Origin of the sequence: Promicromonospora sp. CA-289599, from assembly GCF_050936155.1 — a bacterium.
Classification (GTDB): Bacteria; Actinomycetota; Actinomycetes; order Actinomycetales; family Cellulomonadaceae; genus Promicromonospora.
In genome coordinates, this window is sequence record NZ_JBNJNI010000001.1 from 4,201,595 (window position 1) to 4,227,019 (window position 25,425).

At 73.1% G+C, this 25,425-nt stretch carries 20 protein-coding genes; 6 read left to right on the plus strand and 14 right to left on the minus strand.

Going from position 1 to position 25,425, the window contains the following annotated elements; all coding sequences use genetic code 11:
• Positions 1 to 182 precede the first annotated feature (182 nt).
• Positions 183 to 845, plus strand: coding sequence for an ArsR/SmtB family transcription factor (locus ACQEVI_RS18700; RefSeq protein ID WP_432901512.1), 663 nt, complete (start codon positions 183 to 185; stop codon positions 843 to 845).
• The gene (locus ACQEVI_RS18705) at positions 842 to 2,134 is read left to right on the plus strand and encodes an MFS transporter (protein WP_432901514.1); all 1,293 of its coding nucleotides are present in this window, start codon (positions 842 to 844) and stop codon (positions 2,132 to 2,134) included. Before ACQEVI_RS18700 ends, ACQEVI_RS18705 begins: the two co-directional genes overlap by 4 nt.
• Here the strand turns inward: ACQEVI_RS18705 and ACQEVI_RS18710 are convergent.
• The 10 genes from ACQEVI_RS18710 to ACQEVI_RS18755 are packed head-to-tail and all read right to left on the minus strand — an operon-like array spanning position 2,131 to position 14,469.
• Positions 2,131 to 2,985 (minus strand): FHA domain-containing protein, encoded by an 855-nt coding sequence (locus ACQEVI_RS18710; RefSeq protein ID WP_432901516.1) that lies wholly within the window; start codon positions 2,983 to 2,985, stop codon positions 2,131 to 2,133. The genes ACQEVI_RS18705 and ACQEVI_RS18710 overlap by 4 nt on opposite strands.
• Positions 2,982 to 4,274, minus strand: coding sequence for a VWA domain-containing protein (locus ACQEVI_RS18715; protein ID WP_432901518.1), 1,293 nt, complete (start codon positions 4,272 to 4,274; stop codon positions 2,982 to 2,984). The genes ACQEVI_RS18710 and ACQEVI_RS18715 overlap by 4 nt, the downstream gene beginning before the upstream one ends.
• A gap of 26 nt (positions 4,275 to 4,300) precedes the next feature.
• The gene (locus tag ACQEVI_RS18720; protein ID WP_432901520.1) at positions 4,301 to 5,428 is read right to left on the minus strand and encodes a protein phosphatase 2C domain-containing protein; all 1,128 of its coding nucleotides are present in this window, start codon (positions 5,426 to 5,428) and stop codon (positions 4,301 to 4,303) included.
• A 29-nt stretch (positions 5,429 to 5,457) separates the two neighbouring features.
• Positions 5,458 to 7,776 carry a tetratricopeptide repeat protein gene (locus tag ACQEVI_RS18725; RefSeq protein ID WP_432901522.1) on the minus strand — a complete coding sequence of 773 codons (2,319 nt, stop codon included), beginning with the start codon at positions 7,774 to 7,776 and terminating at the stop codon, positions 5,458 to 5,460.
• A complete protein-coding gene (locus ACQEVI_RS18730) occupies positions 7,773 to 8,876 on the minus strand; it encodes a hypothetical protein (RefSeq protein WP_432901524.1) in 1,104 nt (367 codons plus the stop codon). The genes ACQEVI_RS18725 and ACQEVI_RS18730 overlap by 4 nt, the downstream gene beginning before the upstream one ends.
• Positions 8,873 to 9,889 carry a glutamate ABC transporter substrate-binding protein gene (locus ACQEVI_RS18735; protein ID WP_432901526.1) on the minus strand — a complete coding sequence of 339 codons (1,017 nt, stop codon included), beginning with the start codon at positions 9,887 to 9,889 and terminating at the stop codon, positions 8,873 to 8,875. Before ACQEVI_RS18735 ends, ACQEVI_RS18730 begins: the two co-directional genes overlap by 4 nt.
• The gene (locus ACQEVI_RS18740) at positions 9,886 to 11,208 is read right to left on the minus strand and encodes a hypothetical protein (protein ID WP_432901528.1); all 1,323 of its coding nucleotides are present in this window, start codon (positions 11,206 to 11,208) and stop codon (positions 9,886 to 9,888) included. Before ACQEVI_RS18740 ends, ACQEVI_RS18735 begins: the two co-directional genes overlap by 4 nt.
• A complete protein-coding gene (locus ACQEVI_RS18745) occupies positions 11,205 to 12,668 on the minus strand; it encodes an AAA family ATPase (protein WP_432901530.1) in 1,464 nt (487 codons plus the stop codon). The genes ACQEVI_RS18740 and ACQEVI_RS18745 overlap by 4 nt, the downstream gene beginning before the upstream one ends.
• Positions 12,665 to 13,228, minus strand: a complete 564-nt coding sequence (locus ACQEVI_RS18750) for a hypothetical protein (RefSeq protein ID WP_432901532.1) — start codon at positions 13,226 to 13,228, stop codon at positions 12,665 to 12,667. Before ACQEVI_RS18750 ends, ACQEVI_RS18745 begins: the two co-directional genes overlap by 4 nt.
• A 20-nt stretch (positions 13,229 to 13,248) precedes the next feature.
• Positions 13,249 to 14,469: a toxic anion resistance protein gene (locus ACQEVI_RS18755; protein ID WP_432901534.1), complete on the minus strand. Its 1,221-nt coding sequence runs from the start codon at positions 14,467 to 14,469 to the stop codon at positions 13,249 to 13,251.
• A 262-nt stretch (positions 14,470 to 14,731) separates the two neighbouring features.
• On the opposite strand from ACQEVI_RS18755, the gene ACQEVI_RS18760 reads away from it, so the two are divergent.
• Genes ACQEVI_RS18760 through ACQEVI_RS18775 form a run of 4 tightly spaced genes read left to right on the plus strand, consistent with a single transcriptional unit; the run spans position 14,732 to position 19,804 of the window.
• On the plus strand, positions 14,732 to 16,399 hold the full coding sequence (locus ACQEVI_RS18760; RefSeq protein WP_432901536.1) for an ABC transporter substrate-binding protein: 1,668 nt from the start codon (positions 14,732 to 14,734) through the stop codon (positions 16,397 to 16,399).
• Positions 16,396 to 17,379 (plus strand): ABC transporter permease, encoded by a 984-nt coding sequence (locus tag ACQEVI_RS18765; RefSeq protein ID WP_432901538.1) that lies wholly within the window; start codon positions 16,396 to 16,398, stop codon positions 17,377 to 17,379. Before ACQEVI_RS18760 ends, ACQEVI_RS18765 begins: the two co-directional genes overlap by 4 nt.
• Complete coding sequence (locus ACQEVI_RS18770) at positions 17,376 to 18,188, plus strand: ABC transporter permease (RefSeq protein ID WP_432901540.1); 813 nt, start codon at positions 17,376 to 17,378, stop codon at positions 18,186 to 18,188. Before ACQEVI_RS18765 ends, ACQEVI_RS18770 begins: the two co-directional genes overlap by 4 nt.
• A complete protein-coding gene (locus ACQEVI_RS18775; RefSeq protein ID WP_432901542.1) occupies positions 18,185 to 19,804 on the plus strand; it encodes a dipeptide ABC transporter ATP-binding protein in 1,620 nt (539 codons plus the stop codon). The genes ACQEVI_RS18770 and ACQEVI_RS18775 overlap by 4 nt, the downstream gene beginning before the upstream one ends.
• An 11-nt stretch (positions 19,805 to 19,815) precedes the next feature.
• Here the strand turns inward: ACQEVI_RS18775 and ACQEVI_RS18780 are convergent, their stop codons facing one another.
• The 4 genes from ACQEVI_RS18780 to ACQEVI_RS18795 all read right to left on the minus strand — a co-directional run bounded on the left by ACQEVI_RS18780 (position 19,816) and on the right by ACQEVI_RS18795 (position 25,406).
• A complete protein-coding gene (locus ACQEVI_RS18780) occupies positions 19,816 to 21,045 on the minus strand; it encodes a sulfotransferase family protein (protein ID WP_432901544.1) in 1,230 nt (409 codons plus the stop codon).
• The gene (locus tag ACQEVI_RS18785) at positions 21,042 to 22,349 is read right to left on the minus strand and encodes a hypothetical protein (RefSeq protein WP_432901546.1); all 1,308 of its coding nucleotides are present in this window, start codon (positions 22,347 to 22,349) and stop codon (positions 21,042 to 21,044) included. The genes ACQEVI_RS18780 and ACQEVI_RS18785 overlap by 4 nt, the downstream gene beginning before the upstream one ends.
• Before the next feature lie 109 nt (positions 22,350 to 22,458).
• Entirely contained in the window at positions 22,459 to 24,078 is a 1,620-nt protein-coding gene (locus ACQEVI_RS18790) for an ATP-dependent DNA ligase (RefSeq protein ID WP_432901548.1), read from the minus strand.
• Between the two features lie 182 nt (positions 24,079 to 24,260).
• A complete protein-coding gene (locus tag ACQEVI_RS18795) occupies positions 24,261 to 25,406 on the minus strand; it encodes a winged helix DNA-binding domain-containing protein (protein ID WP_432901550.1) in 1,146 nt (381 codons plus the stop codon).
• Positions 25,407 to 25,425 lie beyond the last annotated feature (19 nt).

Consider the following 25,425-nt stretch of genomic DNA (forward strand, 5'->3'; position numbering starts at 1 on the left):
CCCTTTCCACCGCCCGGTATGGGACCGGACGGACGTCACCGCGGTGTGCCTTGAGCCTCCCAGGTGGCACCCGGTCGGCGCACGGCTTTTTGTGGCGAGCTTCGGCGGGGCGGTTCCGGGGTACGGGAGGAGTCGCTAAAGATTCCTTGCGCAAGATGTCTTTAGCGTTCTATGCTCCCCGCATGCCCGACCCGAAGCGGCCCGAGATCCCGGGCTTCACGCGCCCGACGTCGCCCGATGACGTCGTCATCTCGCAGACCGACGCGATCAAGGCGATGACCCACCCGCTGCGGCTCCGGCTGCTCGACCTCTTCGGCCCGGGCATCGAGCTCACCGCGACGCAGTGTGCCGAGCGCACCGGCGAGTCGGTCGCGAGCTGTTCCTTCCACCTGCGCCAGCTCGAGAAGTACGGCCGGGTCGAGCGGGCGGAGACACACGGCAAGGAGCGCCCGTGGCGCGCCGTCGGCCGCGGGTTCAGCGTTCGCCCCGACCTCGCCGACCCGGAGTCGTGGCCCGCCGCGAAGGCGTTCGGCAGCGTGTTCATCGCCGAGAGGTTCGCGCAGCTGCAGCGCTGGCTCACCGACGCCGACCGGGACGACCCGGCCTGGCTGTACGCCACCACCCAGACGCACCAGGAGTTCTGGGTCACCCGTGACGAGCTCGACGACCTCTCCCGCCGGATGGAGGAGCTCACCGAGCCGTTCCGCGGACGGATGGCGAACCCGGACGCCCGCCCGCCGGGCGCGCGGCAGGCCCACCTCTTCGGCGCCGTCTGGTCAGAGATACCGGATCCTGCCGAAGGCCCTGCCGAAGGCCCTGCCGAAGACACTGAGGAGGACTCGTGACCGACACCGCACCTGACGAACCGGCCGCCGTCGAGCAGCTGGTCCCCGACGACCCGGCCAGGCACCTGCGCACACCGGTCTTCCGCACGCTCCTGGTGGGCTGGACGCTCGCGAACGTCGCGGACTCGCTCCTGACGCTGCTCATGGCCGTCTGGGTGGCCGACCTGTCCGGCAGCGCCGCCCTGGGCGGCCTCACGTTCGCGCTGCTGGGCCTGCCCGCGCTGGCGTCCCCGTTCCTCGGGCACCTCGCCGACCGGGTGTCCAGGCGGCGCATGCTGGTGGTCGCCTACGTCGTGGGTGCGCTCGGGCTCGTCCCGCTGTTCTGGGTGCGCGAACCGGACCAGGTCTGGGTGATCTTCGCGTCGACGCTCGTGTACTCGGCGGTGGCGTACGTGACGGGAGCCTGCCAGTCGGGCATCCTCAAGGACCTGCTGCCCGACGAGGCCCTCGGCCACGCGAACGGGCGCCTCACGATGATCGACCAGGTGTTCCGCATCGCGCTGCCGGTGCTCGGCGCCGCCGTGTACGCGCTGGTGGGCGTGGTACCGCTGGTCGCGGTGGCGATCGCCGGCTTCCTGGGGGCCGCGGTGGTCTTCTGCCTGGTCCGGATCGGTGAGTCGCGGACCGAGGACGGCGACGAGGAGTCGTACCTCGTGGCCGTCGCCGCGGGGTTCCGGCACCTGTTCGGCACGCAGCCCCTTGGCGGCATGACCTGGAACGCGGTGATTGTCTTCGCGTCGGTCGGTCTGGTGAACGCCGTGGTCTTCGCGGTGCTCGGCGGCCTGGGGCTGTCCGCCGCCTGGCTCGGACCGCTCACCGTGCTGCAGGGCGTTGCCGGGTTCGTCGCGGGGGCGGTCACCCCGCGGCTCATGATCCGGTTCGGGCGACCACGCGTGTACGCCCTGGGGATCACCGCCGCCGGGGTGTCCCTGGTGCCCCTCATGTTCAGCTGGGTGATCCCCGCGGTCGCGGGCCAGGCCCTGCTCGGGTTCGGCGTCACGGCGGCGGTCATCGCATGGATCACCGAGCGCCAGGTCCGTACGCCCGAGCGGCTCCAGGGTCGGGTCGCGGCCGCGGGCAACCTGGTCAACAACCTGCCGGGCACCGTCGTGACGGCCCTCGGGGCGGGCCTGCTCGCGTTCGTCGACTACCGCCTGCTGGTGCTGGTCAACGTCGTCGTCGTGGTTGGAGCAGGCCTGGCAGCGCTGCGCCTGCGCGACGCGACTACCTTGGACGTGTCAGACGCTGAGGTCACCCCGGTGACCTCAGCGTCTGACAGCTCTGGCTAGGCCTCGCCCGGGAGCGCCTTCCGGATGACCAGCCGCGTCCAGGCGCCGATGTAGACCCGGTCGCTCTCCTCGATCTCCCGGCGGACGCCCTGCGTCAGCGGGACGTCGGGCAGGGGGTCGCCCGTGGCGGCGACGAACGTCCCGTTCGACGACCCCAGGTCCTCCACCCACCAGCGCATCCCGTCCGTGGTCAGCTGGCAGTGCCGCCGGGACACTCCCGGGTCGCTGCCGCAGTCGACGTCGGGCCGGATCCCGCGGGACTGCGACGGCCGCCCCACGAGCAGGCTGCGCTGCCGCAGCGTGACCAGGCCGGGCAGGCCCGCCGACGGCATCGGGTCCTCGGGCCGCTCGTGCGCGTACCAGTCGGGATCGACCCAGATCTCCGCGACCCAGGTGTCGTCGCCCGGCACGGGCGGCGCGCTGAGCCCTCCGTGGGGTGACGGCGCGGGTGCGCCGGCCGACGGTGGCGGTGCGCCCTGCGACGGCGGGTCCAGGGGCGGGCTCGGTGGCTGCGGGCCCGGCGGAGGGGACGCAGGCTCCGGTGGGCTCGGCTGCTGCGGCGCACCCAGGCCGCTCAGGTCCAGGGCGGACGTCGGGGGCGGTGGCGGAGCCGTCGTGCCGGTGGTGAAGTCGTACCCGCAGTTCTCGCAGAACAGCGAGCCGGAGGGAGACAGGTCACCGCAGTTGGGGCAGGTCACGGGGCCGGCGGCCGGGGACTCGGCGGACGAGGTCTCTACCGGCCCGGTCTCGGCGGGCTCGGCCGCCGAGGACCCCGCCGGGATCGGCGTACCGCACACGTCGCAGTAGTCCGCGGACCGGCTGGTGTGGCCCTCCGGGCAGACGACCGTCATGCGCGCCGTACCCGGGTCGTCTTCGTGGAGGCGGTGTCGAGTGCCATCTCGTCCAGCTTGGCGGTGTTCCGCTTGAGCCGCACGGTGCCCGCCTCCTCGTCGTCCACCTCCACGATCTTCCGCAGGCGCGAGGTCGCGTCGTCGTTGCCCGTCTCGGCGGCGAGCTGGACGGCGCGGCCGAGCTTCACGGTCGCGGTCGCCTCGTCGCCGGCGGCCTTCGCGGCCAGGCCCTCCTGGATGGCCGACGCGAGCTCCGCCTGGCCCGTGTAGTGCGCCACCTCGGGGCTGATCCGGGCGGTGAGCGCGGAGTCGTCCGACCACTTGGCCTTGACCAGGCCCGACGCCGTCACCTCGTCACCGACGGCGACCTGGACGCGCGCCGCGAGCTGTTCGGAGCCCACGGGCTTCGCCGGCACACGGACCGCCACGTGGTACTCGCGGGTCTCGTCGGCCCACGCGCCGGTGGGGTATGCGCTGGTCAGGGCGTTCACCTGGGTGCGGCGGCCGGTGAGGTCGTCCACCTCCGGCGCTACCTGCTTGACGAACAGGACCTCCGAACCCTGGGGCGCCCACACCCGCAGGTCCACGGCGGCGACGCCACGGGCCATCGACTTGCGCACAAGGGCGGAGAAGTCCTCGGCGATGTCCTCCGGCCGGGCGATGAGGTCGACGGTCCCGAGCAGCGCCGTCGAGATCTTGCGCAGCTCCTCCACCACCCAACGGTCGCCGACTCCACGGGCGTCGCACTGGAAGTGCCCGGTGACGTCGGCGATCATCCGGTCGAGGTGCATGGTCGGCTCGGACTCGTTCTTGCCGTCGGTCAGCAGGATCAGGTGCTTCTGGGCTGCCGGGACGGTGGCGAAGAGGTCGTCGGCGAGGCGCAGCCACGAGGAGATCGCCGTGCCGCCGCTCGCGGACATGGTCGAGATGGCGCGCTTGGCCTCGTTGCGGGCGCCCGGCTCCATGGCCACCATGGGCACGCGCGCGTTGGGGTAGGGGAAGATCCGGGTCGCCACGTGGGAGCCGCCGATGATGGCGAACAGGGTGCCGTCGGGAATCTGGTCCACGGCCACCGCTGCCGCGTACTTGGCGGCCTCCATGTTGCGGCCCTGCATGGACCCGGAGGTGTCGACGGCGACGATCTCGGCGACGCCGCCCGGACCGCCGGCGCTCACCCCGGCACCGCCGCCGCCCGCGCCCGTGCACGTCACGGACACGACCGCGTGCACGTCGGTGGCGCCGTCGGACAGGAACTCGTTCTGGAAGACCTCGGCGGAGAACTCGGCCACGGTGGCTCCTCTCGGGTAACGGCAGGCTATCGCTGCTCGGTGACAGTGGGGGAGACGCGGGCGAGTGCCGCGGTGATGTTGTCCCGCCCGCCCTGCGCGTTGGCCCAGCGTACGAGCGCCGCGGCCGTGGTGTGCGGGTCGCCGGAGGTGGCGAACCGGCGCACGAGGTCACTCATCTCGTGCGCGTCGGAGCAGTAGTTCCAGAGCCCGTCGGAGCAGACGAGCAGCCAGCCCGGCCCGGACGGGACGGTCGCGGCGCAGCGGGCGTCCGTGTCCGGGGCGTCGGGCCCGAGCCACCGCGTGATCGCGTGTGCCTGGGGCGACGTCTCGGCCTGTGCGCGCGGCACACCGGCCGTGATCATCTCCTGGGCCCACGAGTCGTCGACGCTGAGTTGTTCCGGCTGACCTGAGTCCGGCCGGCCCGGGTCCGGCAGCCAGTACACGCGGGAGTCGCCGAGCCAGCCCGCGACGATCAGGTCGTGGTCCACCACCGCGGCCACGAAGGTGCACGACGGCGGGTCGTCCGCCACGTTCTTCCCCTTCGTCGCGGCGAGCTGTTCCGCGGCACCCCGCACTGCCTGGCCCGCCGCCCGGGAGGCGGCGACCATCGCGTCGGTCCAGCCGGCGATGCGCCGGCTGGTCGCGCCCGCCACGGAGCTCGCCCCCTCGGGGCCGTAGGCCACCAGCACCTCGCGCGCGGCGCGGCTCGCGGCGAGGGAGGCGACGTCGGAGTCGGGCGCGCTGGACACGCCGTCGCACACGACCAGGGCCGCGAAGGTGCCGCTGGCGGCGAGGGCCATCGCGTCCTCGTTGCGGGCGTGCCGCACACCGCGGTCGCAGACGCCGGCCACCCACTCGGCCGGGCGTTCCTCGAAGTGGTCGCGCTCGGACTGGCCGGGGGTGCCGCAGTCGGCGCAGTAGCCGTCCGGCGCGATGGTGCCGCCGCAGGCGCCGCAGGTCCTGCGGCCGGAGGTGTCGCCGGTCGCCGGGTCGGGGTCCACCACGGTGGGTGCCATCTCGAGGGTCACCTCGGAGGGGATGCTCGCGTCGGAGCTGCCCAGCTGCGTGCCGCAGTTCTCGCAGAACCTGGCGCGGGGTGCCGCGCTCTCTCCGCAGCTGGGACAGCGGACGAGGGTACTGTCGTCGGCACTCATGTCTGGGTAGTTCTCCTTGCCTCGACCGCTCAACGGATCGTCCACCGCCGTACGGAGTTTGCCCGGTCGACGAGCTCCACGCGCTCCGAGCGCTCGTCGGTGAGGTGGGCGAGGGCGCGCAGGGCGAGCTCCAGGCGGTCGCGCAGCGCGGGCTCGGTCGCCTCGGCGCCGGCCACGTGCACGCTCGGGTCGGGTCCAGCCTCCGTGACCAGGTCGAGCGCGCCGGAGAGGGCATCGACGGTGACCTCTGCCCTGGGCCGGTCGGGGACGTGGGCGGCGTCGAGCCCGGCGACGGCGTCGGACAGGTCGAGCAGGGTGCGCCGCGCGTCGACGAGGAGCCGGGCCCGCCGCAGGCGGGAGTCGGGGAAGGACCCACGGCTGGGGCTCACCAGGTCGAGCGCGCGCAGGGCGCCGTCGAGGTCCCCGCCGCCCGCCCGCACCCGGGCGAGGCCGAAGGCGGCGGCGCCCGTGTAGTTCGAGTCGGCTCGCGCGATGGTGCCGTAGAGCTGTTCGGCGACGCCGGGCTCGCCGGAGACCTCGCAGGCCGTGGCGAGCGCGAGCTTGGGCGCGGGCTCGCCGGGCACCTGCCCGTAGACGGCGTTGAACGACGCGCGGGCCGCGGCGGCATCGCCCGTCGCGAGGTGACCGAGGCCCTCCATCCAGGCCGCACGCCACTCCCACGGGTCGTGCTCGAGGATCTGCGCCACGGTGGCGTGCAGCCGGCCGAGGTCGCCCGCCTCGATCGCGGCGCGGGCCAGGGCGAGCCGTACCTCGACGGTGGCCTCGGCCGCGCCGCCGAGCGCGACCATGCGGGCCGTCGGGTCGGTGACGTTCACGCCGGACAGCCAGGACGCCATCGGGTCGCTGGAGTCCACCTTCAGGTGCGGCAGGTCGTCCCAGGACAGCGCGCCCTCGGCGCCGTCGAGCGGCGGCACCCCGAACAGGAGCGACTCCGCCGACGTCGTGGCCGTGTACCCGGGGCCCTTGTCCGTGGCGACCACCTCGCGGAGCACACCGAGGAGCTGGACGCGGGCCTCGTCGACCCCGCCGAACCGGTCGGCGGGGTTCGGCGCGCACGCCTTGGCCAGCCAGCGGTAGAACGAGTCGTACTTCTGGAAGACCGGTGTCTCGGAGACCGGCGGGAACGACGCCTGGTACACGGTCGTGTTGCCGCGGAAGTCGAGCACCAGGGACGCCAGCGTGCGGCCCAGCGTGAAGATGTCGGAGGCCACCGACGGCCCGATCTCTGCCACCTCGGGCGCCTGGTAGCCGACGGTGCCGTAGATCGCCGACGTCAGGTCGTTGATGCGGCGCACGCCGCCCATGTCGATCAGCTTGACGCCGTCGCCCTGGGCGATGATGTTGTCGGGCTTGAAGTCGCAGTACAGCAGCTCGTGGTCGTGCAGATAGCTGAAGGCGGGCAGCACCTCGAGGATGTACGCGATGGCCTGGTCGACGGGCAGCGGCCGGGTCTGCCCGCCACCCTGGTCGCGGCGCTCCTTGAGCACGTCCTTGAGCGACTTGCCGCCCACGAACTCCATGACCGTGTAGCCGAGGCCCTCGTGCAGCACGAAGTTGAAGATCTCGACGATGAGCGGGTGCTCGACCTCGGCGAGGAACTGACGCTCCGCGACCGCCGCCTCGTACGCCTCGCGGTCACCCGCGTTGAGCAGGCCCTTGAGCACCACCCAGCGGCCGCTGACGTTGCGGTCGCGGGCCAGGTAGATCCAGCCCAGGCCGCCGTGCGCGAGGCAGCCCACCACCTCGTACTGGCCGGCGAGGAGGTCGCCGGCCTTGAGCGCGGGCGCGAAGTCGTACCGCGCGCCGCAGTGTCCGCAGAACCCGGCGATGCGGCCCGGCACTCCGTCGCGGGCGCGCCCCACCGGCTGGCCGCACGTGGGGCAGAAGCGCTTGTTCTCCGCGAGCTCCGGCGTGGCCATCACTGCCTGCAGCGGATCGGCGACGGGGGTGTGCGGCACGGTGGTCAGGCCGGCGCCCAGGCGGTGCCCGCGGAGCCGGGTCGACCCGGTGCCCACCCGGCGCGTCTGGTACGTGCCGGACGTTCCCACGCGCGCCGAGCCCAGCGCCGTGGACGCGAGCCGGGACGAGCTGGTGCGGCCGGTCGACGGCTGGGACATGGCGCCCAGGTCAGAGCCCGGGTCAGATCCTGGGGCAGATCCAGGGGCACGGACGGTGGACGCGTCCGGGTCCTCGCTGGTCCACGACGCCGCGACCTCGGCGAGCGCGTCGCCCGCGGGGTTGCCCCCGGCGGGCGCGCCGCACACGTCGCAGTAGCCGTCCTCGATGGTGCCGGTGCAGCCGGGCTCGGCGCAGGCCTGTGTCGTCATCGGTGTCCCTCCGGGAGATCACGCACTAGCGTCTCGAGCTGCTCGGTGAAGTGCCGTGCCAGGGCCAGGTCGCAGGGTGTGGCGTCCAGGGCTTCGCGTGCCTCGTCCTCGCCCGCCTTCACGGTGGACGACGCCGCCCGCCCGTTGCCCTGGGCTTTTGTCATCAGCTGCTTGACGCGGTAGCGCAGCTCGGCGCGCTCACGCAGGGGCGCGGTGTAGGCGTCCTCCACCCGCGCCATCGCTCGTTCGACGGCGCCCAGCCGCTGGACGTACGTCTTGAGGCGGTCGGGTTCTTCAGGGACGTCGCCGAGCCGGGCCACGTCCGGGATCGCGAGTCGCGGCGGGTCGGTGATCTCCCGGCGGCAGCGTTCCGCGACCTGGCTGAGCACGGGCGCCCGGTCGGCCAGGGTGGTGCGCAGCGTGACGGCGCGGTCCCGGTCCTTGGCGAGCGACCGGCGCCGGGCCGTGGCGACGATGAGGTCGCGCTCGGTGCGTGCTGTGTCGTCCTCGAGCGCCGCGAGCGGCCCCGTGACGTCGGCGCCGCGGGCGGCGTCGGACCGGAGGCGGGCGAGCCGGTCGCGCAGGCGGGCGACCACCGCGTCGTCCTCGGTGTCGGCCGAGGCGAGCGCGGCGTCCTCGGCCCGGACGAGACCGGCGGCCAGGGAGCGCAGGCGGGCGGTGACGTCGGCGGCGTGCGGGTCGAAGGAGAGCCGGGCCGCGAGCTGCTCGGCCTGCGCGTCGCACAGGCGCGCGGCGTCGACCAGGGAGAGCAGCGAGGTCGCGGGGTCGCCGCCGAGGCGGCCCCAGATCAGCTGGGACATGCGCTCGCGCGCGACGGCGTCCGCGCGGCCGGAGTCCCACACCGTGACCAGCTCGTCGGTGCGCGTGCGCACCGCCTGCCACAGGGTCAGGGCCAGCACGACGTCGGCGGTGACGCCCTCCGTGCCCGACTGGCGCGCCGCGGAGTCGAGGCGGTCCAGGTCGGCGCGCCGTGCGTCGAGCCAGGCCTGCAGGTCTGACAGGTAGGTCAGAAGATCCGTGGGTTCCGCGGCGATCCCCAGGGCACCGGGTGGCGCCGGCGCACGCTGGGTCCGGCTCACGGGGTCCGTCCGTAGACCGGTTCCGGTGCGGCGGGCGCGGGCCCGAGCGCATCGCCCAGCCAGCGGTCGTAGGACTCCTCCCACTGCCCGCCGGCGATCATGTCCTCCAGCACGCCGTTGACGAACCGCACCATGTCCGGCTGGTCGGCGGGGATGCCGACGCCGTAGGGCTCGTCGCTCACGGCGTCGCCGACGACCTTCGCGTACGGGTCCTGCGCGGCGAAGCCGGCCAGGACGGTGTCGTCGCCGGTGATGGCGTCCACCTCACCCTGCTGGAACAGGACGAGGCACGTGGTGTGGGTGGCGGCGGGCACCGCCTCGACGCCCTCCCACTCCCCGAGCCGTTCCAGGGTGGTGGTGCCCTCGGGTGCGCACACCCGCTGCCCCTCGAGGTCGTCGATGCCCTCGACCTCCGAGGTCGAGGGCACCAGGAGCTTCTGGCCCGCGTGGTAGTACTCCGCCGAGAACGCGATGTTCTCCCAGCGGTCGCAGTTGATGGTGAAGGCGCGCGTCACGATGTCGACCTCGTGCTCGGCCAGCACGGTCTCGCGGTCGCCCGACGTGATCACGCGGAACTCGATCTTGTCCGGGTCGCCGAGTATCGCGTCGGCGATCTGCCGGGCCACGTCGATGTCGAAGCCCTCGATGTCGCCGGTGAACGGGTCGCGCGAACCCATGAGCAGGGTGTCGGCCGAGACCCCCACCTTGAGGGCACCGTGCTCCCGGATGGCGGCCATGGTCGAGCCGGACGTCACCTCGGGGTCGCCCTCCGGGTCCAGCGACGCGACGGCGGACCGCCCGTCGGAGCAGTCCTCGGCGGCGGTCGCGACGCCGGACGCCGCTCCACCGGTGGCGGCCTTCGGGGCCGACTCCTGCGCCACCGAACCCGCGCCGGCCGCGCCGGCCGCGCCGGTGAGCAGGTGTGTCGTCGATTCGGGTGCGCACGCCGCCGTCGTGCCGACGACGGCGAGCGCGACGAGGGCGGCGACCAGCGGTCTGCGAACGGTGCTCATCGGTACTCCTTCAGGCGGACGTTCATCCCGGCGGCAGCGGCCACTGCCCCTGCCACACCGAGCACGAGGGCGATCCAGGCGGCTGCCTGCGCGGTGGTCGCCGCGGAGCCGAGCCGGTCGACGGCCTCCTTGCTGGTGGCCTCGACGTCCTCGTGGGCCCGGTCGGAGAACGCGGCGAACGCCGCACCCGCCGAGCCGTCGCCGGCGGCCGTCGCGGCGTCGACCGCGCCGTCCCAGTCGCCGCCGTCGTCCAGCTCGCGGATCTCGGCGTGCTTGGCGTCCCACTCGTCCAGGAGGGGCAGGGGGTCGGAGCCGGTGCCGGTAGCCTCGGCGGCCTCGGCCAGGAGGGCCTTCGCGTCGGTGAGCGACGTCTGGTAGGACTCCTCGAAGTCCGCGCCCGAGCCGCGCTTGATCAGCGTGAAGGACTCCATCGACTTGGCGTCGGTGGCCAGCGACAACGCCTCCGACGTCGCGACGGTCGCCGCGTACGGGCCACTGGCGACCGACCGGGCGACGCCGTTGCCGCCCAGCACCGCCGCCACCGTCACGACGCCGCCGACCAGGAGGGCGACGCTCGCGGCCGCCAGCCCGGTGTTCAGGACGCGGTGCGTGCGCCGGGCGAGCCAGAGCTGGACGGCGCCGAGCGCCACGAGGGCCAGCAGCACGAGCAGGAGCAGCACCTGGGAGAGGGAGATGGAACTCATGTCGGCGTCCACCCGCTGCGACGTCGAGACCGCCACCTCGTCGATGGTGGGCAGGACCTCGTCGCGCAGCGCCGCCGACGCCTGGTCCAGGTACGCCGCGCCGACCGGGAAGCCCTGCCGGTTGTTCGCGCGCGCGGACTCGACGAGGCCCGCGTACCGCTGCACCGAGTCGGACACGGCGGCGAGGTCCGCGGCCTCCCCGGCGCCCCGCGCGGTGGCGGCCAGGGACGGGACGGCCTGTGCGGCCTCGGACAGGCTCGCCTCGTAGCGCTCGCGCGCCTCGGCGGGCTCCAGCCCGCCCACGAGGAACGCGTTGGTCGCGGTCGCGTCGGCCGACACCAGGTCGTTGCGCAGCTCCTGCGTGCCCACGAGCTGGGCCGCGTCACGCTGCGCGTCGCGCAGCGCCGCCGACTGGCCGTTTCCCGCGAGGAACCCGCTGACGCCCAGGATCAGGCAGGCCACGACGGCCACGGTCGTGGCCAGCGCGAGCCGGCCCGGGGTGGTCATCAGCGCTGCCGAGAAGCGGCTGCGCCGACGTGGCCGGACGCCGTTGCCCTCCGTGGGATCCTCACCGGGGTCGGGCGCGGCCGGATTCGTCGTCGTCGGTGCGGTCACGCGGTGGCCTCGTTGTCTGTACCGATGTCCACGACATCCTCCAGGTCTTCCGGGACCAGCGTGCGGAGCTGGTCCAGCGTCGGTCGTTCAACGTCCCGCAGGCGCCAGGCGTGCCGGGCGATCGCGGAATCAAGCACATTGCGGGCCCAGCGCCCGTTGCCGAAGCCCTCGCCGCGCGCCTGGTCGGCCGCGAGGCGGTCAAAGCGTTCGAGCGTCTCCGGTCGCGGCTCGAAGTCGGCCGACCTCGTCATGCCCTCGAAGATCCGGCGCAGCTCGTCGGCGGTGTAGTCCTCGAACGTGATGGTGCGCGCGAACCGGGTCTCCAGGCCCGGGTTGGTGCCCACGAACCGGGCCATCGGGCCCGGGTAGCCCGCCACGATCACGACCAGGTCGTCGCGGTGGTCCTCCATGTCCTTGACCAGGGTGTCGACGGCCTCGCGGCCGTACTGGTCCTCGGCCAGGGCGTAGGCCTCGTCGATGAACAGCACGCCGCCCAGGGCGCGCTGCACCACCGCTGTCGTCTTCTCGGCGGTCTGGCCCAGATAGCCGGCGACCAGCTCGGAGCGGTCGACCTCGACCAGGTGACCCTTGTCGAGCAGGCCCAGGGCGCGGTAGATCCCGGCGACCAGCCTGCCTACCGTCGTCTTGCCGGTGCCTGGGTTGCCGACGAAGACCAGGTGGCGGGTGAGCGTAGGGGCGCTCAGGCCTGCTTCGCCGCGGAGGCGTTCTATGCGGAGGAGCTCGGTCTGGCGGCGGATCTCGTCCTTGACTCGGCTTAGTCCGGTGAGCTGGTCGAGCTCTTGGAGTAGTTCCTCGAGGGTGCGGTCTTCGGTGGGCTCGGGAGTGTCGGCTGGGGCGGCCGCGGGGTCCGAGATACCGCGCCGGGATGCGTTCACGGGCCCCAGGGGGCCCTCCACTTCGGGAAGGAATACATCCCGGCGCGGTATCTCGGACCCCGCGGCCTTTCCTGTTCCGTCGCCTTGGGTGGGGGGCTTCGTGTCCAGGTGGGGGGTGGTTGGCAGGGGGTGTGCCGTCGGGGGCTGCGTTGCGCGGTCGCGGCCTGCGGCTGCGCTGCGGTGGACTGCCTTGGTGCCTTCCGCTGCTGCTATCGCGCTGATGCTGGGGTCGCCGAGGGTGGCTGCGGCGTCGACGACGGCGGCCAGCGCCTCGCTGTAGGCGGCCGCGTGGGCCGATCCGTTCGCGGCGAGCTCGCTGAGCAGGTCGGTGGGGGAGGAGCGCCAGCGGCGGGCGCTCACCGCGGCGTCGAAGAACGCCTGCAGGCTGCCCGACGTCGGACGGCCGGTCGCGGCGAGCCAGTCGGCCGGGGCTGCCGGGGACGACTCCGCGACCGCCGCGGCCAGGCGCTCGCCCTCGGCGCGGGCGCCTTCGCGGCTTACGCCGGCTGCTGCTGCTGTCGCGGCGAGGGCGTCCAGGGCGGTGGCGAGCGCCGTCGTGGTCATGGTGCTTCCAGGGGAGGCGGGCCCGACGTCGTACCGGGGGCGGGCAGCGAGCCCGGGGTGGTGCTCGGGAGGTTCAGGGTTGACGGCGTGCCGAACTTTTCCTCGAGGAAGCGGCCGTGGGCGACCAGGGCTACGGCGTCGGCGCGGGAGACGGCGTCGGAGATCTTGTCGATGGTGGCGCCCAAGAGGTCGAGCTGGTCGCACAGGATCATGAGCGACGTCTTGCCGCGGTCCACGACGCGCCGGTCGGCGAAGTCGCGCGGGAGGCGCAGGTAGGCGTCGACCGCCTCGGGCAGGTAGCTCGTCGCGGTGGCGACGACCGTGTGCGCCTGCTGGGAGCCGGCGCCGAGCCGGTCCAGGCGGGGCGCCATCTCGTGCACGGTCTCGGCGACGCGCTGGACCCGGGCGGTGACGGCGGCCGGAGCCTTGCCGGACGTGCGGGCCAGGACGGCGTCGACGGACGTCACTATCTGCTCGGTCGTGGGCGGGGCCGGGATCGTGACGGGCTGCTCCACGACCTCGGCACGTCCTCCGCCGAAGAGTCGCCGCCACCAGCTCATGCCTGCCTCCGAGCCTGCCGTCACGGGGTGTTGAGGTCGAGAGAACCGCTCGCCACGCCGTCGGTGTTGGTGCGTCGTGCCCGCTCCACGTACTGGGAGGCCTTGGTGGTCTCGGTCTGGAGCACGCCGATGGTCTGCGACATCGAGTCGAGCGCGCGGACCTTGAAGTCGCTGATCGAGTCCATGGTGGCGTAGATGTTCGCGAACGCGGACTGCAGCTGCTCGATGCCGACGGTCGAGCTCGCGGCCTGCTCCTGGATGGTCGCCGACTGGTCGGCGAGCATCTTGGAGGTCGAGGCGATCATGTTCGACGTCGTCGTGTTCAGTGCGCCGATCTGGTCGAGCACGAGCTTCTGGTTGGCGAGCGCCTGCGCGACGATGACGGCGGTGCGCAGCGCGGAGACCGTCGTCGTCGTGGCGCGGTCGACGCCCTTGGTGAGCTCGACGTTGTTCTTGATGATGATGTCGATCGCGAGGTAGCCCTGGATCGAGACGGCGAGCTGGGTGAGCAGGTCCTGGTGCTTCTGGCGCACGTAGAACAGGACGTCCTCGGACAGTGCCTTGGCCCGTTCGGGCTCGGCGATCTGGAGCTCGGCGATCTTCGCGGAGAGCTGGGCGTCGAGCCGCTCGGCCACGTAGATGTACTGGTTGAGCCGGGCCATCGTGTCCCAGAGGTTCTGCTTCTCCAGGTTGAGCGCGGCGTTGTCCTTGCGGAGCTCGTCCTGGCCGTTGTACAGGGCCTGGATGATGGCGTTGAGCTGGCCCTGCGCGGACTCGTAGCGGCGGAAGTAGTCCTGCAGCTTGTCGCCGAACGGGATGATCCCGAGGATCTTGCGGCCCACGCTGGCCTCGGACGGGTCCAGGTCCTCGACGGTGCGGCGCAGCTCCAGCAGGGTCTGGCCCACCTTGGAGCCGTCGGCGAGGCCGCCCTCCTTCAGGGCCCGGACGGGCGTGGCCAGCAGGCGGTTGCTGGAGTCCGCGGCCTGGCGGATGTCCTGGTCGCCCATGGTGCGCACGTCGTCGGCGCGCTTGGCGAACTCGGGGCTCTTGGCGTCGGCGCTGAGCAGGCCGTCCAGGTAGGTGGCGACCTTCTGGTCGAGCGCCGGCGCGACGGCGGGGTCCACCTTCGGGGCCATCTTGGGGGCCTGCGTGGTCGCGACGGCCTGGACCGGGTCGGGCGCGCTCAGCACGAGGGTCTCGGCTGCGGGAGCAGGCGGTTGAAGCGGCATCGGCTCGGTCATCGGTGCTCCTCGTGATAGGGCGTCCGAACCTGGCGAGTATATGCGGGGAGCCGCTCTCGCCGGGAGGAAAGTGCCTGGGTGCGGGGTGAGAACGAGGGGGCGGCGGTGAGAGTTCCCACGCGGTCGGACCTCACCCGGTGGGCTCCGGGTGTGGCGCTCCCCACTCGGCGTCCGAGCGCGGAATACGTCCGGCCGGGCGCACGGTTTGGGAGCATGAACGCAGTCGTTCGGAACACCTTCCAGACAGGATGCACAAGTAGCCATGCCCTTGCGTCGGTTCTCCCGCCCGCGTGCCGTCGTCGTCGTCACGGCCACGGTCGCTCTCCTGCTCGCCGCCTGCTCGCCCGGGGGAGGGGCGCCGCAGGAAGCTTCCGGCGAACCTGTCTCCGGCGGGACCCTCACCTATGCCTCGGGTGACGCGGAGCCCTCGTGCCTCGACCCGCACGTCGGGGGCAACTACCCGCAGGCGCTCATCGCCACCCAGTACCTGGAGTCGCTCGTCTCCCTCGACGAGAGCGGCGAGGTCATCCCGTGGCTCGCCACCGAGTGGCAGGAGAGCGACGACGGTCTGAGCTGGGAGTTCACGCTCCGCGAGGACGTCGAGTTCACCGACGGCACGCCGTTCGACGCCGAGGCGGTGGCCGCCAACATCGCGCACGTGCAGGACCCGGCGACGGCGTCGTCGACCGGCTACCTCGCCCTGGCGAAGATCGAGAACGTGGTGGCCGTCGACGACCACCTCGTCCGGCTGGAGCTGACCACGCCCGACAGCGCGCTGCTCGAGTCGCTCTCGCAGATCTGGGTGGCCATGGAGTCGCCCAGGGCCCTGGAACGCAGCCAGGAGGAGAACTGCGCGGCGCCGGTCGGCACCGGCCCGTTCGTCGTCGACGAGTGGGAGCGCCAGGACTCGGTGACCCTCGTGCGGAACGACGGCTACAGCTCTCCGCCCGCCGACGTGCCCGCCGACGCCGGGGGCGCCGGTCTCCCGTACCTCGAGTCGATCGTGTGGCGGTTCATCCCCGACTCGGCGAGCCGCTACGCAGCGCTCCAGTCCGGTGAGGTGCAGGTCATCGACAACGCGCAGCCGGACACCATCCGGTCCGCCGAGACGAGCGACACCATCAAGGAGCTGGACGCACCCCGCCCCGGCGCCTCGAACCGGATAGAGCTCAACTCCGGCAAGGCGCCGTTCGACGACGAGCGGGTCCGCGAGGCGTTCATCCGTTCTGTGAACGTCGACGACGGCATCGAGGGCCTGTTCTTCGGGACCGCCGAGCGTTCGTACTCGCCGCTGTCCGGCGTCGAGCCGCTCGGCCTGGGCGAGCCCGACCTCTTCGCCGTCGACATCGACGCCGCGGCCACGCTGCTCGACGAGGCGGGCTGGGCCGAGCGCGACGCCGACGGCTACCGCGTCAAGGACGGCGAGCGCCTCACCCTCGACTTCCCGGTGAGCACCAACCAGTCGATCCCGGCCGAGCAGTCCCTGTTCGAGCAGATCCAGGCGGACGCCAAGACCGTGGGCTTCGAGGTGACGCTGCACCCGCTCGACCTGTCCAGCTGGTACGGCGCGCTCGCCGAGAACGACTACGACCTCGTGAGCGCCCCGTACACGAAGGTCGGCCCGGACGTGCTCCGGATCCTGTACCACTCGGCGAGCATCGAGCCCGCGCCCAGCGGCTACTTCGCGAACCTCGCCCAGGTGGACGACCCCGCGCTCGACGACCTGCTCACCCGTGCCTCCGCGACGAGCGACCCCGACGACCGCAAGAGCCTGTACGAGCAGGCCCAGCGGATCATCCTCGAGGGCTACTACATCCTGCCGCTGTACGACCAGCAGAACCACTTCCTGTACTCCACCACGGTGCAGGGGCTGCGGGCGATGCCCACGGTCTCCACGCCGACCTTCACCGAGGCCTGGCTGACGTCTTGACGCTTCCCGTCCCCACCACCGGGGCACGCAGGAGGCCGGTGCCGGGCAACCGGCGCTGGCTCCTCCTGCGTGCCGGTGGGGTCGTGTTCGTGCTCTGGGCCGCCGCGACCATCACGTTCTTCGCGCTCCGGCTGGTCCCCGGTGACCCCGCCGAGGCGATCCTCGGCGGGCCCGGCTCGCAGGCCGGGCCGGAGGCGCTGGAGCAGGTCCGCCGCGAGTACGGCCTCGACCAGCCGCTCGTCGTGCAGTACCTGACCTACCTCGGCAGGCTCGCGACCGGCGACCTCGGCCAGTCGTACTCCCTGCACAAGCCGGTGGCGACGGCGATAGGGGAGCAGTTCGGCGCCACGCTCACCCTCGCGCTCTGCTCGCTCGTGCTCGCGTGGGTGCTCGCGTGCGCGCTGGCCGCCTGGAGCGTGCGGGGCGGCCGGATCGCGTGGGCCATCGGGTCGGGGCTCGAGCTGGTCGCGGCGGCGGTGCCGCACTTCTGGCTCGCGACGGTGCTGATCCTGTTCTTCAGCCTCACCCTCGGGATACTGCCGCCGGTCAGCGTGCCGGGGCCGCTCGGTATCGTGCTGCCCGCGCTGACGATGGCGATCCCGCTGGCCGGGTTTCTCGGGCAGGTCATGCGCGAGTCCCTGCTGACCGCCATGGAGTCGCCCTTCGTGACCACGGCCCGGGCCCGCGGCGAGAGCGAGGTCCGGATCTTCTGGCGGCACACCCTGCGGCACGCCGCGATCCCCGCCGTCGGGCTGTCCGGCTGGGCCTTCGGGTCGCTGATCAGCGGGGCGGTCGTCGTGGAGTCGGTGTTCGCCCGCCAGGGTCTCGGCCGCAGCCTGCTGTCGGCGGTCCAGCTGCGGGACGTCACGCTGGTGACCGGCATAGTGCTCGTCGTGGCGCTCGCGTACACGGTGATGACCCTGGTGACCGATCTCGCCGACCGGGCGATCGACCCGCGGGGACGGGCGGTGGCCGAGTGAGCGCGTTCCGCCCGACGGTCGCCGAGGCGATCGCGGGCGCGGTCCTGCTGCTCCTGCTCGTCGCGGCGCTCTGGCCGAACCTGCTCGCCCCGGGCGACCCGCTCGCCGTCGCGCGCACCGAGGCCTTCCAGCCGCCGTCGCTCGTGCACCTCTTCGGGACCGACGAGTCCGGTCGCGACATCTACACCCGGGTGGTCCACGGGGCCGCGGAGTCGCTGCGGATCGGCGTCCTCGCGACGGCGATCGGCATCGGCCTCGCGACCGTCCTCGGCCTCGCGGCCGGTCTCGGCCCCCGCTGGCTCGACTTCGGCACCACGCGGCTGGTCGAGGTGCTCTTCGCGTTCCCCGGCCTGCTGCTCGCGCTGCTGTTCATCGTGGTGACGGGGCCGGGCGTGCTGAGCTCCACCATCGCCGTCGGCCTGGCCACCGCGCCCGGCTACGCGCGGATCATCCGGTCCCAGGTGCGGCGGACGGCGGCCGCCGAGTTCGTCGAGGCGGCCCGCGTGCTGGGCCGCGGCCGGCTCTGGATCGTCGTCCGGCACATCCTGCCGAACGTGACCGCCGCGCTGTTCGTGCTCGCGACCCTCGGGCTCGGGCAGGCGGTCATCTGGGTGTCCTCGCTGAGCTACCTCGGCCTCGGTGCGGTACCGCCCGCCGCGGAGTGGGGCGCGATGCTCGCCGCGGGCCGCACCTACATCGCGAACTTCTGGTGGATGACCTTCTTCCCCGGCCTCGCGATCGTCGCGAGCGCCGCTGCCGCCACCGTCATCGGGCGCGGCATCCAGGAGCGGAACAGGAGCGCGGCGTGAGCGATCCGGTGCTGTCGATCAAGGACCTCGTCGTGGAGTTCTCCGGACGGCGCGTCGTCGACGGCGTCAGCCTCCAGGTGGCGGCCGGTGAGTGCGTGGCGATCGTGGGCGAGTCGGGTTCGGGCAAGAGCGTCACGGCGCGCAGCGTCGTCGGCCTCGCGGGGGAGGGCGCCCGGGTCACCGCCACGGAGCTCACCGTCGCGGGGCAGGAGGTGCTCGCGCTGTCCGGCCGGCGTCTGCGCGGCCTGCGGGGCGGCACCGTCGGGCTGATCGCGCAGGACGCGCTCGTCTCCCTGGACCCGCTGCGGCCCGTCGGGCGCGAGATCGGCGACACGCTCGCCCTGCACACCGGGCTCGACGCCGCCGCCCGCCGCGCCCGCACCATCGAGCTCCTCGACCGCGTGGGCCTGCCCGACGCCGAGCTGCGGGCCCGCCAACGCCCTGGCCAGCTCTCCGGCGGCCAGCGGCAGCGCGCCCTCATCGCCGCGGGGATCGCGGGCGAGCCGCGGCTGGTCATCGCCGACGAGCCGACCACCGCACTGGACCAGCCCGTCCAGGCCGGCGTGCTGCGGCTCCTGGGGGAGCTGCGCGACGACGGCACCGGCGTGCTGCTCATCAGCCACGACCTGTCGGTGGTGCTGGGCATCGCCGACCGGGTGCTCGTGATGACCGACGGCGCGGTGGTCGAGGAGGGCACCCCGGCGGAGGTCTTCGAGCGCCCCCGGCACCCGTACACCCGCAAGCTGGTGGCCGCCGTCCCGGCGGGCGTGCCCCGCGGCACCCCCCTGTCGGCCGGTGCGGGCGCTCCTGGAGCGACCACGGCTACGTTCGGCGACGTCCTCCTCGAGGCACGGGGGCTCGCGCGGACGTTCCAGGTCGGCGGGCGGGAGATCGTCGCCGCCGACGACGTCTCGTTCACCCTCCATGCGGGACGGACCCTCGGGCTGGTCGGGGAGTCCGGTTCGGGCAAGTCAACCACCGCCCGGCTCCTGCTCGGGCTGGAGCGACCCGACGCCGGCGAGGTCACCCTGCTCGGCGAGCCCTGGATCCCCCTGCCGGAGGCCCGACGGCGTCGGCGCCGGCCGCTCGTCGGCGCCGTGTTCCAGGACCCCCTCAGCTCGTTCGACCCCCGCTGGACCGTCGGTAAGGTCCTCGCCGACGCTCTTACCCGCGGCCGCACGACCCGGCCAGGACCGGTCCGCGCGGAGATCGTGGAGCTGCTCGACACGGTGGGCCTGGATCCGGCGGTGGCCACCCGCCGTCCGCTGCACCTCTCGGGCGGCCAGCGGCAGCGCGTCGCCGTCGCCCGGGCGCTCGCGGCCGACCCCCGGGTGCTGATCCTCGACGAGCCGGTCTCCGCGCTCGACGTCTCCGTCCAGGCGCAGGTGCTCGACCTGCTCGACCGGCTCCAGCGCGAGCGGAACCTGGCCTACCTCCTCATCACGCACGACCTCGGGGTCGCGCTGCACATGAGCGACGACATCGCCGTCATGCGGGAGGGGCGCATCGTCGGGTCCGGCCCGGCGGCGACCGTGTTCGACGACCCGCAGCACCCTTACGTGCGGCTGCTGCGGGAGGCCTCACCGATCGCCGTCGGGCGAGCCGACAGGGGCTGAACCGGCCTGCTCTACATCTCCACCTTGGGCTCGGCGTCCAGCACGTCGAAGGTGTTCAGCAGGCGCAGGTAGGGCGCGAAGGCCGCGTCCACCTGGTCCGGCTCCAGCCCGTAGCGTCGCATGTCGTACTGGTGCGGCTTCGACCCCGCCGGACGGGCGAGCACCTGGTCGAGCTTCGCCTGGTCGCTCGCCGTCCAGGTGGCCCCGATCGCCGCGTACACCCGGGGCACCTCAGTGTGCGGGTCGGCGCTCAGCGCGTGGTACGGCACGTCCACGATGGACGACGGCGGCAGGCTGAGCCGCGCCTCCAGCGCGTTGTTCACCCACGTGACCATGGAGTCCATGATCAGCTGCCCGACCTCCAGCGGGTCGGGGTCCTTCTGGTACGGCGCCCACAGCGTCTCCACGAGGCTGCACGCCGAGCCGACGACGGTGCCCGGGTCGCGGTGCGTCCATACGAACGTGGCGTCCGGGAACACCTTCCGGATCACCGTCATGTCGTTCAGGTGCGCCGGGTACTTCACGACCCACCGCTTGGCCGGACGTCCGTGCTGCAGCACCTGCAGGCCCTGCTTGAGGCACTCGTAGTCGGTGGCCAGCTCGGCCTCGCTGCGCTGCGCGTACCAGGCGCGGTACGAGGGCATGCTGCCGTGGAACAGCGGCCAGAAGGTGCCGTGTGGCATGAGCAGCAGCGACTCCTCCGGGTTCTCGGCGTCGAGCGGATGGATGTGCTTCAGCCCGGGCGCGAAGACCTTCGTCAGCATCTGCGCGCTCTGGTTGAACTTCTTGATCTCCCGCTTGGCGACCGCCGGGTCGGCAAGCGTCGTGTGCTGCATCTCCCAGGCCAGCGGCCCGCGGTGGTCGGGCGACGCCGCGAGCACCTTGTGGGCGAGGGTGGTCGCGGTCCGCGGCAGGCCGAGCACGAACACCGGGTTGACGATCTGCTCGTCGGCGATCTCCGGGCGCTCGGCGATCTGGCTCTTGATGCGCAGCCGGTTGGCGTAGCGCTCCTTGATGGTGCCGAGCGCGAAGAACCAGCCGACGGGCGTCAGCCGGGGCTCCTCGGCGATGCTCCCGAACACCCTGCCCAGACCTTCGGCGAGCTCGCGGTCCTGGATTCCGGCGTCCTTCTCGACGTCGGCGGCGGCCTTCGCCCAGGCGCCCGCTGGGTCCTCCCGCCCGCGGATGGCGGGGGCGAGGACGGTGTTGAGAACCTTGGAGGCTCGGGTGTTGCTGCTCACGATGTCCCTTCGAGTGTGGAGTCCTGCTCTGGGCGGAAGGCGACCGGGAGCGCCTCCAGCAGACGGAAACGGAAGTCGGGCGCCCACCGGAGCTCGTCCGTACGCAGCGCGAGGGCGGGCGTGAGGCGGCGGTGCAGCGTCTCGGCGGCCGTGCGGACGATCAGCCGGGCCAGGCGCGGCGCGGGGCAGGCATGGGCGCCGACCCCGAAGGCGAGGTGCGCACCGCTGCCTGACCCGTCCCACGGAGCCTCGCCGCGGATGCTCGGATCCGAGCCGACGGCGCCCACCGCGAGCAGCAGCGCGTCGCCGCTCTGTACGAGCTTGCCGTCCAGCACGAAGTCCTCGACGGCGATCCGCGGCGCCAGCGCGCTCACGGGCGGCGCGCTCCACAGCACCTCGTCGAGCGCCTCGTCGGTCCCGAGCCGTCCACCCGCGAGCCGTCTGGCGAACTGTTCGTCGGTCAGGGAGAGGTAGAGCGTCTGGGCCAGCCAGGCCTGCAGGCCGAGGGCAGCGGTGGCGGTGAGCGACAGGATGCCGAGCGCCGCCTCGGCGGTGCTCTCGTACGCGGCGTGCCGTGCGAGCCGGCCGGCGGGGGTAGGCGTGCCGTCCGCGCGGCGGGCCGCCGTCTGCCCGTTGAGCAGGAAGCTCACCTCGTGCACCGTCGCCGCCGCGTAGCGGTCCGACGCCGGGCGCGTGGCGGTCTCGAACACCTGCCGCGCGGTCGCGGCGTCGAACCCGAGGAGCGCGCCCAGCGTCAGGTGCGGCATCGGCGCGACGTACTCGCGGACCAGGTCGGCCACGCCGGTCGCGGCGAAGCTGTCGATCAGCTCCTCGCACCGTTCGCGGGTGGTCCTGGCGACCTCAGCGTCGTCGATCACGCCGAGGACCTCGTCGAGCGGGGTACGGAGCCGGCCGTGCACGCTTCCCTCGGCCTGCTCGACCGTCGGCCGGCTGACCGGCGCGAGCGGGCGGAGCAGCAGCGAGTTCGCATCGGGTCCCACCTGCTCGTGGCCGTTCCAGGCCCCGGTAGTCGTCGCGAGGGGGAACTGGCCGCGGGCCATCGCGACGATGGTCCGGTACTCCGTCACGAGCCAAGCGCGAGTACCGGGCTCCAGCCCGACGGGGGCGACGTCCCCCCACTCCTCGCGTAGCCGGGCGTGCACGGCTGCCGCGTCGGGCGACGCGGTCACCTCCGTGATGGACATGACGGTGGCCGGGTCGTCGAGCTTCAAGGGCCGGTGGGCGGGATCACCGCTGATGGTGTCGCCGATGCCGGCGATACCGTCGATCATGGTCGAGCTCATCGAGTCCCCGTCTGGGTCGGGTACAGGTTCCTGGTTCCGGCCAAACCATGCCCGATATGTGCGCGTATGTCGAGAAGCCCGCCAGGACTCGTGAAGGGCCGCACACTGGTCAGAAGCCCGCGAGAGCCCGCACCGCCTCTATCGTGTCGGCCTCGGCGGCGCTCTTGTCGTCGCGGTAGCGCAGCACCCGGGCGAAGCGCAGCGCGAGCCCACCCGGGTAGCGGGTGGAGCGCTGCAGCCCGTCGAACGCGATCTCGACCACCTGCTCCGGCCGGACGGTCACCACCCAGCCGTCGTCGCCGGTCCTGAGCTCGGTGAAGCGCGCGGTCTGCCACTGCAGCACCTCGTCGGTCATGCCCTTGAACGTCTTGCCCAGCATCACGAACCCACCCTCCGGGTCCCGCGCACCGAGGTGGATGTTGGACAGCCAGCCCTGCCGGCGGCCCGAACCCCGCTCGACCGCAAGCACCACGAGGTCGAGGGTCTGGCGCGGCTTGACCTTCACCCAGCCCGCACCCCGCCGTCCGGCCGCGTAGGGCGCGTCGAGCGACTTGACCACCACGCCCTCCTGGCCCTCACGCAGCGCACCCGCGAAGAACTCGGCGGCCACCTCGGGATCCGACGTGACCAGCCGGCGCACCGTATGCGTCCCGGCGATCTCGTCGAGCACGGCCAGGCGCTCGCGGAGCGGGGCGTCGACCAGGTCGCGCCCGTCGGCGTGCAGCACGTCGAAGAAGTACGGGGTGAGCTGGAGCTGTGCGGCCAGCTCCGCCTCCGACGTCGTCTCCTTGGTCGCGGACCGCGCGGCGGTCTCCTGGAACGGCCTTGGCACGCCGTCCTCGCCGACGGCCAGGGCCTCGCCGTCGAGCACCAGGCGGTCGGACGGCAGCGCACGCACCACCTCGACGATCTCTGGCACGCGCTCGGTGATGTCGTCCAGGGACCGCGTGACGACGCGCACGTCGTCGCCGAGGCGGTGCACCTGGATGCGGATGCCGTCGAGCTTGACGTCGACGCAGAGCTCCGGGTCGTCCGCGGTCGGGTTGTCGCCGGACCCCAGCTTCTCGAAGGCGGCCGCGATGTCCGGCGCTGACGCGGCGAGCATCGGCCGTACCGGCCGCCCGACCTCGAGCGTGAACGTCGCCAGCACGGCGAGCGGGTCCTCCGCGAGGAGGGTGGCGCTCGCCACCGGGCCGGTCGCGCCGCGCATCATGACGGCCCGGCGGACGGCATCGGCAGGGGTGCCCGCGGCCTCGGCGACGGCGTCGACCACCACTGAGTCGAGCGCGCCCTGGCGCAGCTCGCCCGCGACCAGGCCGCGGAGGAACGCCTGCTCGCGCTCGGTGGCGGCGGCGAAGAGGTCCGCGGCCGCGGTGGACCGGGCCTGGGCGGACCCCGGGCCTTCGAGGGCCGCCATCTCGGCGAAGGCGGCGTCGACGTCGCGCACCGTGAGCGTTGCGGTTGTCGCCGGGGGCGGCAGATCGCGCAGCGCCGCGTAGCCGAGACCGGTGCGCCGCTGGCGGAGCGCGCCGGCGAGGTAGGAGACGACTATCTCGAGGTCTTCGGCGGCTGTGCCGAGTTCGCTGTTCCCGGCTCCGCCGTTCCCGGGTTCGGCCTGGTCGCCCGCAGCCGTGCGGCGCAGCAGGTCGGCGATGGCCGCGCGCTTGGCGAGGCGCGAGCGCGTGGCGGCGACGGCGTCGGACGTGGCGGCGACCTCGGCGAGCAGCATGCTCCATCTTGACGCGGTTCGGCCACGACCGCGTCCGTGACAGCGAGCCGTGCAGGTTGACCACAGCACTTGCTGCCAGGACGGGGCCGATCCTGGCAGCAAGTGCTGTGGTCAACGGCTCGGTCGTTGGAGGCCGGTGGTGTCCTACCAGGTTAGGTGGCTCGCCGCCTCGGACCTGAGCGTCAGCCCAGGTGCCAGGCGGACACCGCGGCCTCGATCGCGGCGCGGGCAGCTGGCTGGATTCCCGGGACGAGCTCGAACGGCGCCTCGCCCGACTTGGGTGCGCGGCGCCAGGTCCCGACCACGCGCCCGTCCAGGAGGACCGCCGGGCGGAAGATCCCGTTGACGAACGGGACGACGGTGCGCATCGCCTCGGCGTCCGCGACCAGCTCACGGTCCTGGTAGCCCAGGACGATCTCGTCGAATCCCGGCACGAGCACGACGCCGGACGGTTGGGCGAGATCGGTGCCAGGGCCGGGCGCCGGATCGGTGTCAGCGTCGCTCGCCGCCTGCCCGACGAGCATCAGCTTCCCGTCGACGACCACCTCGGCGACGGCCTCCGGCTGTTCCGCACGCAGCGCGGCGACGGCAGTGCGCACCGGCACCTTGGGCAGGCCGAGCCACCACGCGAGATCCTCGGTGGTGGCGGGCCCCCGGCTGGCGAGGTACGAGCGCGCGATGCGGCGCAGCGCCGTCTCCGGCTCCTCGGCCGGGACCTTGCCGAGCCCGGCGCCCGGTGACTCGACCATCAGCTGCTGCGCCCCCGCGAACGGACCCCAGTGCAGCACTCCCCGGACCCCGAGGGTGGCGATCAGGTGATAGCCCCGCTGCCCCTCGATGGGTAGCCCTGCCTGCTGCCACAGGTCGACCATCGCTGCGCGCGAGATGCCGCCGTCGGCGGGCGACGCCCGGAGCGCTTCGAGGGCGACAGCTTCGGCGCGGGCCAGCACGTCGTCGTCCAGCCCCTCGGTCTCGCGGGTCTTCCGGCCGGTCCGGAGCATCCGCTCGCCCGTCAGGGAGAGGAGCGCGGCGAGGTCGCCCGGCGTGGTCGCGAAGAGGGTGCCGCGCTGGGTCCACCCGCGCACGAGCTCGCCTGCGTCGAACGCGGCGCGGACGTCGTCCAGCGTGGTGCCCGGGCGGGACCGGACCGCGATCGCCCGCAGTACGGCCGGCAGGTCCTGGCCCTGGAGCGCGACCATCCGGCGGACGACGTCGGTGGGGGACAGATCCGGGGTACCCGCGCCGCTGTCGGGCAGCGTGAGGCCCTGTGTGCGCAGGCGAAGCCGGCGCGCGGCTGCGGGCGAGAGCTCGGTCGGTCCGGAAGGCATGCGGGAAGGCTACGTGGCG

What these genes read in the sequence shown, in the direction of transcription:
- ACQEVI_RS18700 (WP_432901512.1), top strand. Translation starts at nt 183, where the DNA reads ATGCCCGACCCGAAGCGGCCCGAGATCCCGGGCTTCACGCGCCCGACG.
- ACQEVI_RS18710 (WP_432901516.1), bottom strand. Translation starts at nt 2,985, where the DNA reads ATGACGGTCGTCTGCCCGGAGGGCCACACCAGCCGGTCCGCGGACTAC.
- ACQEVI_RS18720 (WP_432901520.1), bottom strand. Translation starts at nt 5,428, where the DNA reads ATGAGTGCCGACGACAGTACCCTCGTCCGCTGTCCCAGCTGCGGAGAG.
- ACQEVI_RS18725 (WP_432901522.1), bottom strand. Translation starts at nt 7,776, where the DNA reads ATGACGACACAGGCCTGCGCCGAGCCCGGCTGCACCGGCACCATCGAG.
- ACQEVI_RS18735 (WP_432901526.1), bottom strand. Translation starts at nt 9,889, where the DNA reads ATGAGCACCGTTCGCAGACCGCTGGTCGCCGCCCTCGTCGCGCTCGCC.
- ACQEVI_RS18745 (WP_432901530.1), bottom strand. Translation starts at nt 12,668, where the DNA reads ATGACCACGACGGCGCTCGCCACCGCCCTGGACGCCCTCGCCGCGACA.
- ACQEVI_RS18750 (WP_432901532.1), bottom strand. Translation starts at nt 13,228, where the DNA reads ATGAGCTGGTGGCGGCGACTCTTCGGCGGAGGACGTGCCGAGGTCGTG.
- ACQEVI_RS18755 (WP_432901534.1), bottom strand. Translation starts at nt 14,469, where the DNA reads ATGACCGAGCCGATGCCGCTTCAACCGCCTGCTCCCGCAGCCGAGACC.
- ACQEVI_RS18760 (WP_432901536.1), top strand. Translation starts at nt 14,732, where the DNA reads ATGCCCTTGCGTCGGTTCTCCCGCCCGCGTGCCGTCGTCGTCGTCACG.
- ACQEVI_RS18785 (WP_432901546.1), bottom strand. Translation starts at nt 22,349, where the DNA reads ATGAGCTCGACCATGATCGACGGTATCGCCGGCATCGGCGACACCATC.
- ACQEVI_RS18790 (WP_432901548.1), bottom strand. Translation starts at nt 24,078, where the DNA reads ATGCTGCTCGCCGAGGTCGCCGCCACGTCCGACGCCGTCGCCGCCACG.
- ACQEVI_RS18795 (WP_432901550.1), bottom strand. Translation starts at nt 25,406, where the DNA reads ATGCCTTCCGGACCGACCGAGCTCTCGCCCGCAGCCGCGCGCCGGCTT.